General features: G+C 71.8%; 13 protein-coding genes and 1 pseudogene. 12 read left to right on the forward strand and 2 right to left on the reverse strand.

From position 1 onward, the window contains the following. The first annotated feature begins 26 nt into the window (after window positions 1-26). The 12 genes from IE277_RS14880 to IE277_RS49185 all read left to right on the forward strand — a co-directional run bounded on the left by IE277_RS14880 (window position 27) and on the right by IE277_RS49185 (window position 11252). The gene (locus IE277_RS14880) at window positions 27-185 is read left to right on the forward strand and encodes a hypothetical protein (RefSeq protein WP_189952446.1); all 159 of its coding nucleotides are present in this window, start codon (window positions 27-29) and stop codon (window positions 183-185) included. Between the two features lie 90 nt (window positions 186-275). After that, a complete protein-coding gene (gene crcB / locus IE277_RS14885) occupies window positions 276-737 on the forward strand; it encodes a fluoride efflux transporter CrcB (protein WP_189952448.1) in 462 nt (153 codons plus the stop codon). Further along, entirely contained in the window at window positions 734-1114 is a 381-nt protein-coding gene (locus IE277_RS14890) for a DUF190 domain-containing protein (RefSeq protein ID WP_189952450.1), read from the forward strand. The genes crcB (IE277_RS14885) and IE277_RS14890 overlap by 4 nt, the downstream gene beginning before the upstream one ends. Next, a complete protein-coding gene (crcB, locus tag IE277_RS14895) occupies window positions 1111-1485 on the forward strand; it encodes a fluoride efflux transporter CrcB (protein ID WP_189952453.1) in 375 nt (124 codons plus the stop codon). Before IE277_RS14890 ends, crcB (IE277_RS14895) begins: the two co-directional genes overlap by 4 nt. 74 nt (window positions 1486-1559) lie before the next feature. Then, the gene (locus IE277_RS14900; RefSeq protein WP_189952455.1) at window positions 1560-2396 is read left to right on the forward strand and encodes an undecaprenyl-diphosphate phosphatase; all 837 of its coding nucleotides are present in this window, start codon (window positions 1560-1562) and stop codon (window positions 2394-2396) included. Between the two features lie 172 nt (window positions 2397-2568). Continuing rightward, complete coding sequence (locus IE277_RS14905) at window positions 2569-3252, forward strand: FadR/GntR family transcriptional regulator (protein ID WP_189952595.1); 684 nt, start codon at window positions 2569-2571, stop codon at window positions 3250-3252. After that, window positions 3249-4688 carry an amino acid permease gene (locus tag IE277_RS14910; RefSeq protein WP_189952457.1) on the forward strand — a complete coding sequence of 480 codons (1440 nt, stop codon included), beginning with the start codon at window positions 3249-3251 and terminating at the stop codon, window positions 4686-4688. Before IE277_RS14905 ends, IE277_RS14910 begins: the two co-directional genes overlap by 4 nt. A 40-nt stretch (window positions 4689-4728) precedes the next feature. Further along, entirely contained in the window at window positions 4729-5745 is a 1017-nt protein-coding gene (locus tag IE277_RS14915) for an asparaginase (RefSeq protein WP_189952459.1), read from the forward strand. A 163-nt stretch (window positions 5746-5908) separates the two neighbouring features. Further along, entirely contained in the window at window positions 5909-7318 is a 1410-nt protein-coding gene (gene aspA / locus IE277_RS14920) for an aspartate ammonia-lyase (RefSeq protein WP_189952461.1), read from the forward strand. Between the two features lie 50 nt (window positions 7319-7368). Beyond that, window positions 7369-8307, forward strand: coding sequence for a glutaminase (locus IE277_RS14925; RefSeq protein WP_189952462.1), 939 nt, complete (start codon window positions 7369-7371; stop codon window positions 8305-8307). A gap of 147 nt (window positions 8308-8454) precedes the next feature. Further along, window positions 8455-9858, forward strand: a complete 1404-nt coding sequence (gene mptB / locus IE277_RS14930) for a polyprenol phosphomannose-dependent alpha 1,6 mannosyltransferase MptB (protein WP_189952464.1) — start codon at window positions 8455-8457, stop codon at window positions 9856-9858. 5 nt (window positions 9859-9863) lie between these two features. Continuing rightward, the gene (locus IE277_RS49185) at window positions 9864-11252 is read left to right on the forward strand and encodes a glycosyltransferase 87 family protein (protein ID WP_189952597.1); all 1389 of its coding nucleotides are present in this window, start codon (window positions 9864-9866) and stop codon (window positions 11250-11252) included. Between the two features lie 59 nt (window positions 11253-11311). Here IE277_RS49185 and IE277_RS14940 read toward each other — a convergent pair. Both IE277_RS14940 and rho read right to left on the reverse strand, forming a co-directional pair. Then, window positions 11312-12145 (reverse strand): annotated as a pseudogene (locus IE277_RS14940) (D-alanyl-D-alanine carboxypeptidase family protein); the annotation flags it as partial. Between the two features lie 96 nt (window positions 12146-12241). Beyond that, the gene (rho, locus tag IE277_RS14945; protein ID WP_189952466.1) at window positions 12242-13390 is read right to left on the reverse strand and encodes a transcription termination factor Rho; all 1149 of its coding nucleotides are present in this window, start codon (window positions 13388-13390) and stop codon (window positions 12242-12244) included. Window positions 13391-13533 lie beyond the last annotated feature (143 nt).

Here is a 13533-nt window from a genome sequence, read left to right on the forward strand (position 1 = left end):
ACCGCCCGAGCGGGACGGCCGGGGTGATGGCCCTCGACGGCGCCGGGCGGAGCGTGCGGCACCTCGTCCGCCGCCGTTCCGGCTTCCGCATGGTCACCGGTGTCCGCGTGAGCGGGGACCGTCTCGTCCTCGGCAGCCTCCGCGAGCGCGGCGTCGCGGTCCGCGCCCGGCCCGCCGCCCGCTGACCCGGCGGTACGCTGGTGCCCGGCCGTGATCACCCGACTGGCGCAGGCCGAACAACCCGTCGGGGCGGGCCGAACAGGAGACGCATCAGCATGACAGCCCCGGAAGCCGAGAGCCTCCGTGTCCGCCCCGCACCGAAGCGGCGGTCCGAGTGGCGCACCCAGGCGCCGGTCGTCGCGGTGGTCGCCGTCGGCGGCGCGCTGGGCGCGTGCGCCCGCTACGCGCTCACCCTCGCCTGGCCCATGCCTCCGGGCACCTTCCCCTGGGCGACCTTCTGGACCAATGTCGTCGGCTGCGCCGTGATCGGCGTTTTCATGGTGCTCATCACCGAGGTGTGGGCCGCCCACCGCCTGGTCCGGCCCTTCTTCGGCACCGGCATCCTGGGCGGCTTCACCACCTTCTCCACCTACGCCGTCGACATCCGCAGGCTGGCCGACGCCGGCCGTGCGGACCTCGGGCTCGCCTATCTCGCCGCGACGCTGTGCGCGGCCCTCGGCGCGGTGTGGCTCGCCTCGGCGGCCGCGCGCCGGGTACTGATCGGGAGGCAGCGATGACCTCACTCAGCGGCCGGGCCCTCAGGCTGACCGTCTACATCGGGGAGGACGACACCTGGCACCACAAGCCCCTCTTCTCCGAGATCGTGCACCGCGCGCACGCGGCCGGACTCGCCGGCGCGAGCGTCTTCCGGGGCATCGAGGGCTTCGGCGCCTCCTCCCGCATCCACACCTCCCGCCTGCTGTCCCTGAGCGAGGACCTGCCCGTGGCGGTCGTCGTGGTGGACACCGAGGAGCGGGTACGGGCGTTCCTGCCGCAGCTTGACGAACTGGTCGGCGAAGGCCTCGTGACGCTGGAGGAGTGCGAGGTCGTGCGGTACGTGGGGCGCGCGGGCGGCCGGCAGGACACGGATCCGAAAGGTGAGAAGTCATTGTGAACTGGCTGCTGGTCATCGCGGGGGCCGTGGTCGGGGCGCCTCTGCGCTATCTCACCGACCGTGCCGTGCAGGCCCGCCATGACTCGGTGTTCCCCTGGGGCACCTTCGTGGTGAACGTCAGCGGCTGTCTCGTCCTCGGGCTGCTCACCGGTGCCGTCTCCGCCGGGGCGGCCGGGCCCCACCTGCAGCTTCTGCTGGGCACCGGACTGTGCGGGGCGCTGACGACGTACTCCACCTTCTCCTACGAGACGCTGCGGCTGACCGAGGCCGGCTCGGGCCTCTACGCTGCCCTCAATGTCGTCGCGAGCCTGGTGGCCGGGCTGGCGGCGGCCTTCGCCGGCGTCTCACTCGCCGGAGTCCTGTGGGCCTAGCGCTTGCCATACGGCAGGGCGCAGCAAGTACTGTCTACAGCACTGTCGACCAATACTCCTCAGAACTGGATCCCATGAGCGCCATCTCCGTCGGTCAAGCCGTCGTCCTCGGAGTAGTCGAGGGGGTGACCGAGTTCCTCCCGGTGTCCTCCACGGGCCACCTGAAGATCGCCGAGGGACTCATGAACATCCCGGTCGACGACAAGTCCGTCGTCGGGTTCTCCGCCGTCATCCAGGTCGGCGCGATCGCCGCCGTGCTCGTGTACTTCTTCAAGGACATCAAGCGGATCGTCTCCGCCTGGTTCCGCGGTCTGACGAACCGCGAGGAGCGCTACCACCACGACTACAAGTTCGCCTGGTGGGTGATCGCCGCCACCATTCCGATCGTCATCGTGGGTCTTGCCGCCAAGCCGCTGATCGACGGCCCGCTCGCCTCGCTGTGGGTGGTCGCCGGCTCGCTGATCGCCGGCTCGGCCGTGATGTGGGCGGCCGACCAGATGGGCCGGCACAAGCGCGGCGAGGACGACACGTCCTTCAAGGACGCGATGTGGGTCGGCTGCTCCCAGATCCTGGCGCTGCTCTTCCCCGGCTTCTCCCGCTCCGGTGCCACCATGTCCACGGCGCTCATCCGGGACCTCGACCGCGTCGCCGCCACCCGCCTGTCGTTCTTCCTCGGCATCCCGGCCCTCACCGGCGCCGGTATCTACGAGCTGAAGGACGCCCTCGGCGCGGGCGTGGGCGCGGCTCCGCTGGCCGTCGGCACCATCGTCTCCTTCGTGGTCGCCTACGCCTCCATCGCCTGGCTGCTCAAGTTCGTCGCCAAGCACTCCTTCAACGCGTTCGTGATCTACCGCATCGTCATCGGCGTGGGTCTGATCGGCCTGCTCGCCACGGGTGTGCTCAACGCCTGACCGAACCCTCCTGATCACCCACGGGGTGCGGATGCCTGCATTCAGGCGCCGCACCCCGTGAATGTTTCCTTGCGCGACGCCTTGACAGTCCCGGCGGGCAACCCTCAGGATCGCTCCCGTGAACCTGTCAGACAGCCAGACAGGTGGTCTGGGTCCGCGGCGCGTGAGCGCCATGGAAGCGGTCCTCGGCCATCTGCGCGGCGCCATCGAACGCGGCGAGTACGCCATAGGCGACAAGCTCCCCTCCGAGGCCGAGCTGTGCCGCACCCTTGAGGTGTCCCGGCCCGTGCTGCGCGAGGCGCTGCGCGCGCTGCAGACAATGGGCCTCACGGTCTCCCGGACCGGCAAGGGCACCTTCGTCGTCGCCAGCGCAGTCGAGGACCCCACCTTCGGCGACTACGCGGCCAGTGACCTGCTCGAAGTGCGCCGGCACATAGAGATCCCGGTCGCCGGATACGCGGCCGCGCGCCGCACCCCGGAGAACCTGGACCACCTGGCCCACCTCCTGGACCGCATGGAACGCGAGACGGACACCACTGCCTGGGTCGCGATGGACACCCTCTTCCATCTCGCGATCGCCGAGGCCGCCCAGAACCCGGTCTTCCGCCGGGTCATCGAGGAGATCCGCGACGCACTGGCGCGTCAGTCGGCCTTCCTCAACGAACTGGGCGGGCGGCGCCGTGAGCGGTCCAACCGCGAGCACCGGGCGATCGTCGAGGCGCTGGTCGACGGTTCCGAACACGACGCGGTGGAGGCCATGAGCCACCATCTGGACCGCGTCGAGACGACCCTCACCGACATCGTGCGTCCCCAGCGGACGGACGACCTCCCCACGGAAGGCGGACCCGAGGCGTGAGCGAGCAGCACCTCAAAGACGAGACGCGCCCCTCGTCCGGCCATGTCGACGCCGGAGACGCCGGCTACAGCAAAGGCCTGAAGCACCGGCACGTCAACATGATCGCCATCGGCGGAGCCATCGGCACCGGCCTCTTCCTCGGCGCGGGCGGCCGGCTCGCCGACGCCGGGCCCTCCCTGTTCATCGCGTACGCCGTCTGCGGCGTCTTCGCCTTCCTGGTCGTGCGCGCCCTCGGCGAACTCGTCCTCTACCGCCCGTCGTCGGGCGCCTTCGTGTCGTACGCCCGGGAGTTCCTGGGCGAGAAGGGCGCCTACACCGCGGGCTGGATGTACTTCCTGAACTGGGCGACCACCGGCATCGCCGACATCACCGCGGTCGCCACCTACACGCACTACTGGGGGATGTTCTCCGACGTCCCGCAGTGGGTGATCGCGCTGATCGCGCTGGCCGTCGTCCTGACCGTGAACCTGATCTCGGTCAAGATCTTCGGCGAACTGGAGTTCTGGTTCGCGATCGTCAAGGTCAGCGCGCTCGTGATCTTCATGTGCATCGGCATCTTCCTGCTGGTCACCCAGCACCCGGTCGACGGCCACCACCCCGGCCCGTCCCTGATCACCGACAACGGCGGTGTCTTCCCCAACGGTCTGCTGCCCATGCTGCTGATCATCCAGGGTGTCGTCTTCGCCTACGCCTCCGTCGAACTGGTCGGCGTCGCGGCCGGCGAGACCGAGAGTCCCGAGAAGATCATGCCGAAGGCGATCAACTCGATCATGTGGCGCGTGGGCGTGTTCTACGTCGGCTCCGTCATCCTGCTCTCGATGCTGCTGCCCTGGAACGTGTACAGGGCCGGCGAGAGCCCCTTCGTCACCGTCCTGTCGCACATCGGCGTCCCGGCGGCCGGCGGTGTGATGAACCTGGTCGTCCTCACCGCGGCCATGTCCTCGCTGAACTCCGGCCTGTACTCCACCGGCCGCATCCTGCGCTCCATGGCCATGAGCGGCTCCGCGCCCGAGTTCACCGGCCGGATGAGCCGCAGCCAGGTCCCGTACGGCGGAATCCTCCTCACCAGCGGTATCTGTGTCCTCGGCGTGGGCCTCAACTACGTCGTCCCCGCCGACGCGTTCGAGATCGTCCTCAACTTCGCGGCGATCGGCATCCTCGCGACCTGGGGCATGATCATGATCTGTCACCTGCTGTTCTGGCGGAAGACCCAGAACAGCGAGCTGACCCGGCCGTCGTACCGGCTGCCGGGCTCTCCCTGGACCGAACTCGTGACGCTGGCGTTCCTCGCCTCCGTCCTGGTCCTCATGTACGCCGACGGCGGCGCCGGACGCACCACCGTGCTCTGTCTGCCGCTGATCGTCGCAGCGCTGGTCACGGGCTGGTACGCCGTCCGCGGCCGCATATCCCGCATATCCACCGGCGCCGACGCGTGACCCGCGTACCGGCCGACCCCGACACACCATGCAGGCAGTGATGTACAGCAGTTCCCCCGCCGACGCACCCGTCGTCCGCGAACCCCTCCACGCCCCCGTCGCCCACCTCGTCCGCGGCGGGGTCGTCGAGGGGATCCACTACGGCTCCGTCGTCGTCCTCGGCGCCGACGGCCGGGTGGAGTTCCAGCTCGGCGACATCGAGGCCGCCTTCTATCCGCGCTCGGCCGTCAAACCCCTCCAGGCCGTGGCCATGCTGCGGGCCGGGCTGCCGCTCGACGGCGCACTGCTGTCGCTGGCCGCCGCGAGCCACTCCGGCGAGGAACGCCACCTCGCCGGCACCCGGCGCATCCTCGAACTCGCCGGGCTCACCGAGGACCAGCTGCGCAACGTCCCCGACATGCCCTTCGACCCGGCCGTCCGGGACGCGTGGGTCCGTGAGGGCCGGCTGCCCTCCCGGCTCGCCCAGAACTGCTCCGGCAAGCACGCGGCCATGCTGTGGACCGCCCGGCTCAACGGCTGGTCGCTGGCGGACTACCTCTCCCCGGAGCACCCGCTCCAGCAGGCCATCCAGGAGATCGTCGAGGACCTGACCGGCCAGCGGGTCGCCCAGGTCACCGTCGACGGCTGCGGCGCGCCGCTGTTCTCCATCTCCCTGCACGGCCTGGCCCGCGCCCTGTCCCGGATCACCTCGGCGGCCCCGGGCACGCCCGAGGCCCAGGTGGCCGACGCGATGCGGGACCACGCCGAGATGGCCTCCGGCTCCGGCCGCGATGTCGCTTCGCTGATGCGGGCCGTGCCCGGGCTGCTCGCCAAGGACGGCTTCGAGGGCGTTCAGGTCGCGGCGCTGCCGGACGGCCGGGCCATCGCCGTGAAGATCGCCGACGGGGCGAACCGGGCGCGGATACCGGTCGCGGCGGCGGCGCTCGCCCGCGCGGGCGTCGACCTGGAGCTGCTCACCGAGTTCGCGGGGGAGCCGCTGCTGGGTGGCGGTGAGCCGGTGGGGTGCGTGCGGGCTGTGCGTGCGCTGGATCCGGTTCCGTTCACCGCTTGCGCGTAGCGCGTCGCCGCATGCCGATCCCGTCAGGGGACTGCGGGCCGTCGCCGGTCTGCCGGCCGTCTGTGGCTTGTCGCGCCCACGCGGCGGAGCCGCACATCGACACAGCCCCGCGCCCCTTTCGGGCGTTGTCACCTCCGTACCTCGATATAAGGACCCCACCCTCATGACTGCCGCCACCCGCCGCGAACACGATCTGCTCGGCGACCGTGACGTACCCGCCGACGCGTACTGGGGTGTGCACACCCTGCGTGCGAGCGAGAACTTTCCCATCACCGGTACGCCGATCTCCGCGTACCCGCATCTGATCGACGCCCTGGCCGCCGTCAAGGAGGCCGCCGCGCTCGCCAACGAGGAGCTGGGGCTGCTGGCGCCCGAGAAGGCGCGGGCGATCGTCGCCGCCTGCCGGGAGATCCGGGCGGGCGGGCTGCACGACCAGTTCGTCGTCGACGTCATCCAGGGCGGCGCCGGTACGTCCACCAACATGAACGCCAACGAGGTCGTGGCGAACCGGGCGCTGGAGCTGCTCGGCCACGAGAAGGGGCAGTACACGTATCTGCACCCCAACGAGGACGTCAATCTGGGGCAGTCCACCAACGACGTCTATCCGACCGCCGTCAAGGTGGCGACGGTGTACGCGGTGCGCGGTCTGCTCAAGGCGATGGCCGTCCTGCAGGACGCGTTCGCGCGCAAGGCCGTGGAGTTCCGTGAGGTGCTCAAGATGGGCCGGACGCAGCTCCAGGACGCCGTGCCGATGACGCTCGGTCAGGAGTTCTCGGCCTTCGCCGTCATGATCGAGGAGGACCGCAGCCGTCTCGCCGAGGCCGTCGAGCTGATCCATGAGATCAACCTCGGTGCCACGGCGATCGGTACCGGGCTCAACGCCCCGGCGGGATACGCCGAGGCCGCTCGCCGCCATCTGTCCGAGATCACCGGGCTGCCGCTGGTCACCGCGGCCAACCTGGTCGAGGCTACCCAGGACTGCGGTGCCTTCGTCCAGATGTCGGGTGTGCTCAAGCGGATCGCGGTCAAGCTCTCCAAGAGCTGCAACGACCTCAGGCTGCTGTCCTCCGGTCCGCGCGCGGGCCTCGGTGAGATCAACCTGCCGCCGGTGCAGGCCGGTTCGTCGATCATGCCGGGCAAGGTCAACCCGGTGATCCCCGAGGTGGTCAACCAGGTCGCCTTCGAAGTGATCGGCAACGACGTCGCCATCACCATGGCCGCCGAGGCCGGACAGCTCCAGCTGAACGCCTTCGAGCCGATCATCCTGCACTCCCTGTCGGAATCGGTCACCCATCTGCAGAGCGCCTGTCTGACGCTGGCCGAGCGGTGCGTCGACGGCATCACCGCCAACACCGAGCGGCTGCGCGCCACCGTGGAGAACTCCATCGGCCTGGTCACCGCCCTCAACCCGCACATCGGCTACACGGCCGCCACCGACATCGCCAAGGAGGCCCTCGTCACGGGCCGCGGGGTGGCCGAACTGGTGCTGGAGAAGGGCCTGCTGCCGGCCGAGCGGCTCGCCGAGCTGCTGCGCCCCGAGGTCGTCGCGGGCAGCGGGGCGCCAGCCGCCTGACCTGCGACAACGTCAGCCCGATTACGCCACGGGACCGGACGGAAGGCACAATGGTGATCATGACAACGACGTCGTCCCTCGCCTTCCTGCCGGTCCTGGAGCGCATAGCCGAGGAGATGCAGCACACGCCCGGCCGCGGCCGGGCCGCCGACTACATCCCGGCCCTCGCCGCCTGCGACCCGCGCAGCTTCGGCATGGCGGTCGCCGAGCTGGACGGCACGGTGTACGGGGTGGGGGAGTGGCGCCAGCCGTTCTCCGCGCAGTCCATCACCAAGGTCTTCACCCTCGCCCTGGACCTGGCCCGCGAGGGGGACGAGCTCTGGGAGCACGTGGGCCGCGAGCCCTCCGGCAACCCCTTCAACTCCCTGGTCCAGCTGGAGTACGAGAACGGCATCCCGCGGAATCCTTTCATCAACGCGGGTGCCCTCGTCGTCACCGACCGCCTCCAGACCCGTACCGGCGACGCGGCCGGGCAGCTGCTGGACTTCCTGCGCGCCGAGAGCGGCAACGCCGACCTCGACTTCGACCTGGAGGTCGCCGCCTCCGAGACCGCCCACGGCGACCGCAACGCGGCCCTCGCGCATTTCATGGCGTCCTACGGCAACATCGACAACGACGTGCCGACCCTCCTCGACCAGTACTTCCGGCAGTGCTCCCTCACCGCGTCCTGCGCCGACCTGGCCCTCGCCACCGGATTCCTCGCCCGGCACGGTATCCGCGCCGACGGCGGCCGGCTGCTCACCCGCAGCCAGGCCAAGCAGGTCAACGCCGTGATGCTGACCTGCGGGACGTACGACGCGGCCGGGGACTTCGCCTACCGCGTCGGCCTGCCCGGCAAGAGCGGGGTCGGCGGCGGGATCATCGCGGTCGTACCGGGCCGCTGCACGCTGTGCGTATGGAGTCCCGGCCTCGACGAACGCGGCAACTCGGTGACCGGAGTGGCGGCCCTCGACCGGTTCACCACGCTGACCGGGCTCTCCGTGTTCTGAGCACGCGGAGTTTCCGGCACCCCCGGCACCCCCGGGACGCCCGGAAGCAGGCGTTTCTCACACGCCGGTCACGTGCGGGCCGCCCGCCGGTGAGTGGAGCGTCGCCTTCCGGCCACCCGGCGTTGACACGCTGAGCCAGTGTTGGCCATGGCATTCCCCTTCGATCTCCGCCGCTGCCAGGTGCTCGGGCTGGCAGGCACCGCCTTTCTCGCCCTGGGCGGTGAGACGGCCGGTGCCCTGCCCGTGCAGGATCTGCTGACCCCCGCCTCGGCGCAGGCGGCACTCGGCCTCGTCGGGGTGTATTTCGGTGTCGTCCTGCTGATAGCGGCCTGGGTACTCCTCGGCCGCCTGGTGCGCGGCCCCCAGCCGCCCACCCCGCGCGCCCTGCTGCTGGTGCTCGCCGTGTGGGCGGCACCGCTGCTGCTCGCGCCCCCGCTGTTCAGCCGGGACGTCTACAGCTACCTCGCGCAGGGCGCCATGGTCGATGCCCACATCGACGTCTACGCCCATGGCCCCGCCCAGCTCGGCGGCCCGCTGGCCGACGAGGTCGCCCCGATGTGGCGGCACACCGGCGCCCCCTACGGCCCCGCCTTCCTCGCCCTGGCCTCCGCGCTGTCCGGCCTGACCCGCGGCGAACTGCCCGCCGGTCTGCTCGGCATGCGTCTGGTCGCGCTGCTCGGCGTCGCCCTGATGGCGCTGGCACTGCCCCACCTCGCCCGGCACAGCGGCGCCGACCCGGCAGCGGCCCTCTGGCTCGGCGCCCTCAACCCGCTCGTCCTGCTGCATCTGGTCGCCGGTGCCCACAACGACGCCCTCATGCTCGGTCTGCTGGGGCTCGGCCTGGTCGCCGCGCGCGGGCCCCGGCCGCTCGGCGGCATCGTCGCTGCGGTCCTCGTCACCCTGGCCGCCCTGGTCAAGGCGCCGGCCGCGCTCGGTCTGCTGGCCGTCGCGGCCCTGCAGATCCGCGCCGGCCGCCGCCCGCTGCCCGCCGTCACGACCGCGGCGGCGGCCTCCGCCGTGACCACGGTCGTCGCCACCGCCGTCGCCGGCACCGGATACGGCTGGATCCGCGCCCTGTCCACCCCGGTCTCCTCGCACAACTGGGCCCTGACCAGTCTGCTCGGCCGCGCCACCGGCGCCCTGCTGGAACACCTCGGCAGCAGCCTCGCCCCGCTGGCCGTCCCGGCCTGGCATCTGCTCGGACTCGCGGCCACCGCAGTGGCCATCGCGTGGATATGGCTGCGGCTGCGCCTCAGACCGGTGTACGCCCTCGGGCTCAGCCTGCTGACGGTCGCCGTGTTCGGACCGGCGATCCGCCCCTGGTACGTCCTGTGGGGGCTGTTCCTGATCGCCGCCGCCGCACCCAACACCTCGGTACGGCACCGGGTGGCGGCCCTGGCGGGGGTCCTCGCGCTCGCCGTCCTGCCGAGCGGCGGCCCGGCCGACCTCGGGCAGCTGGTACTCGCCGTCTCCGGCGGGGTGCTCGGCGTGGTCGTCCTGTGGCAGGCCCACCAGGCGGCCCAGGCCCCGGCGCCGGGACGGACGGCATGAGCGGGCTGCTCAGACCCCGTACGGACCGCGGCCGGGTGCTGCTCGTCCTCGTCCTCGTCGCGGCCGTGACACTCTTCACCGCCACCGTGCCGCTGCTGCGCGGCTTCTTCGACCTGCGCGTCTACTACGGCGCCGTGCACACCTGGGTGCACCACGGCGGCCGGATCTACGACTACCGGGTGCCGGGCACCACCTACGGCTTCACCTACCCGCCGTTCGCGGCGCTCGCCATGCTGCCGCTGGCCCTGCTGGACCGGACCTCGGCGATCGTGGTGTCCCTGCTGGTCAACCTGGCAGCGCTGGCGGCGATCCTGCGGATCCTGGCCGGGCCGGGCTGGCGGCGCCACGGCTGGTTCCGCTGGGCGCTGTGCCTGTGCCTGCTCGCGATGTTCGAACCGCTGCGGGACACCTTCAGCTTCGGCCAGGTGAATCTGGTCCTGCTCGCCCTCGTGCTCGGCGACTGCTGGCTGCTGGCGACCGGCCGGGGCCGCTGGGCGGGCGTCGGCATCGGGCTCGCCGCCGCGGTGAAGCTCACGCCCGCCCTGTTCATCGGGCTGCTGCTGCTCGCCGGGCGGCGCCGGGCGGCGGGCCTCGCGACGGTCGTCGCCGCCGCCGCGACCGCGCTGGCCGCCTGGGCGGACCCCGGGGCGTCCCGTTTCTACTGGACCGAGGCGCTGTGGGACACCGGCCGGGTGGGCCGGCTCGACTATGTGTCGAACCAGTCGCTGCAGGGTGTGCTGGCCCGGCTCGGCGAGACCGGCCGCCCGCTGTGGGCGACGGCGGTCCTGCTGACCCTGTGCGTCTGGGCGTGGCGGACCCGAGGGGCGGTGAAGGCCGGTGACCGGACGGCGGCCTTCGCGCTCACCGGGGCCGCGGCCTGCCTGGTCAGCCCCATCACCTGGGTGCACCACCTGGTGTGGCTGCTGCCGTCCTTCGCCGTGCTGCTGCGCACCGGGCATCCACGGATCGCGGGCGCCCTGTACACCGTGCTGTGCACCAGCGTGGTCTGGCTGTGGTTCGACGACGCCTCCGGCATCGGCGGCTTCCTCGGCAGCAACACCTACACCTGGATCACGCTGGGACTGCTGCTCGGTCTGCCGACGGGTCAGCCGCGCAGGGTGCGCCTGCCCCTGGCCCGCAGTCTCAGTACCACGGTCGTGACGCCGAGCCCCGACAGTCCGGCGACGACGGCGGGGACCGTCCAGTCCGGGACGTCGCCCGCCGGCTGCGACGTGGCCGCGGCCGCGGCCACCGGCGTGGCCGGCGGCGACGTCCGCCGCGGCTCGGGGCGCAGCCCGTCCAGCGAACCGACCGCATCCACCCGGCCGGCCGCGTCGAAGCCCCAGTCGAGCAGGTCGCGCGCCTCGTCGTACACGGTGGACCCCTCGGCCTGAGGATTCATCACGGTCACCAGCAGGGTGCGCCCATGCCGGCGGGCGGCGGCGACCAGTGTGTTGCCCGCGTTGGTGGTGTAGCCGTTCTTGATGCCGATCAGCCCCGGATACCGCTCCACCCCGCCCGCGCCGGTCAGCAGCTTGTTGGTGTTCCGGATGCCGTACGACCAGCCGTCACCGGGGAACATGGCCTCGGGGGTGGAGCAGTAGCGGGCGAAGTCCTTGTTCTGCAGCCCCGCCCGGCCGAAGACGGCCAGGTCGAAGGCGGAGGACACCTGGCCGTCCTCGTCGTAGCCGTCGGGGGAGACCACATGGGTGTCCAGGGCACCGAGGGCACGCGCCTTGGCCTGCATCTTCGCGGCCGACGCCTTCCAGCCGCCGTTCAGCGCGGCCAGCACATGCACGGCGTCGTTGCCGGAGCTGAGGAAGACACCGCGCCACAGGTCGGACACCTGATAGGCGTGTCCCTCCTGGATGCCGACCAGGCTGCTGCCGGCGCCGATGTCCGCCAGCTCCTCGGTGCGCACGGTGTGCCTCATCGTGGCGGGCAGGGACGGCAGCACGGTCACCGCGAACAGGGTCTTCAGGGTGCTCGCGGGCGGCAGTCTGCGGTGCGCGTCGCTCGCGGCCAGCACCTCGCCGTTGCCGGCGTCGGCCACCACCCAGGACAGCGCGGACACCTCGGGCACCTCGGGCGCCCCCCGGCGCAGCCGGACCTTGGTGCCGGAGTCGTAGAGCAGGGACGGGCCGGGCATGGCCGGCCGGGGCGCGGGCGGGGCGGGTTCCCCGGTCCGGGAACCGGCGGTGGAGACGGCCGGCACGAGGGCCAGCATGCCCACCACGCACAGGGAACAGGCCGTCGTGGCCGCCCGATGAGAGAGACGGGTGATCATATGGCCAACGTAGGAACGGCTCGGGTATCCCTCGCGCCGTGACGGCCGTTCGGCCCACGCGAACAACCCGGATGCCGGACCCCGGCCCACCGCGGGTCAGCCGGCGGGCAAGGTGGGCCGGATCTGCCGCAGGAACGCGGCGTTGTCCGGGGTGGCGCGCAGCCGCTCCAGGAGGGTCTCCAGGGTGGCCGGACCGCCCTCACGCGAGCGCAGCACCCGACGCAGACCATGGACGGCCGTCAACTCGGCCGGAGTGAGCAGGAGTTCCTCGCGGCGGGTACCGGTGGCGTCGAGGTCCACCGCGGGGAACAGCCGCCGGGCGGCGGCCTCCGGGTCCAGGCGCAGCTCCATGTTGCCGGTGCTCTTCAGCTCCTCGAAGTAGTAGCCGTCGGCCCGGGAGCCGGTGTCCACCAGAGCGGTGGCCAGGATGGTCAGCGAGCCGCCCTCCTCGGCCTGGCGGGCGGCGCCGAAGAACCGCTTGGGGCCGAGCAGCGCGCCCGCGTCGACACCGCCGCTCAGGGTGCGGCCGCCGGCGGCGGAGGCGTTGTTGTGCGCCCGGCACAGCCGGGTCAGCGAGTCCAGCAGGACGACGACGTCCTCACCGGCCTCCACCCGGCGTTTGACCCGCTCGATCACCAGCTCGGCGAGGGCGATGTGCTCCTTGGGCGCCCGGTCGAAGGTGGAGGCGTACACCTCGCCGCGCACCGAGCGGCGCATCTCGGTGACCTCCTCGGGCCGTTCGTCGAGCAGCAGGACCATCAGCCGGCACGCGGGGTGGTTGCCGGCCACGGCGGCGGCGAGCTGCTGGAGCAGCACCGTCTTGCCGCTCTTCGGCGGGGCCACGAGGAGTCCGCGCTGGCCCTTGCCGACCGGTGCGAACAGATCGGTGACCCGGCCGGCGAGCCCGGACGCGGGGTGTTCCAGGCGGATGCGCTCGTGCGGGTGGAGCGGGGTGAGATCGCGGAAGTGGCGGCGCCCTCGCAGATCCGCCGGGTCGTGACCGTCGACGTGCGTGACGTCGGTCAGGGCGCGCTGAGCGCCCCGGACGCCCTCGACGAGGTCGCCCTTGCGCAGACCATGGCGCCGGATCAGCGCCGGCGGGACCTGGGGGTCGGCGGGGGAGGACAGCAGGCTCGCGGCCCGCAGCCACCCCTTCCCGTGCGCGTCGATGTCGAGGACACCGGTGACGAGCCGGGCGGCCGGAGCCTGCTGGGCCACGGCAGGGTGTTCGAGAGTGGTGGTCATGGGGGGGAGTCCTTTCACGGACGGGAGAAAGAAAGAGAGGGGAGGGGGGAGAGGCCGCGAGCGGGAGGCGCTGACAGCTGCCTCCGGGCGGCGGGAACGGCACCTCGGACACGGCACAGAAGCCCTGGTCACGAGGTGGTGCA

This window comes from Streptomyces alanosinicus, from assembly GCF_014650595.1.
In the GTDB taxonomy this organism is placed as follows: Bacteria; Actinomycetota; Actinomycetes; order Streptomycetales; family Streptomycetaceae; genus Streptomyces; species Streptomyces alanosinicus.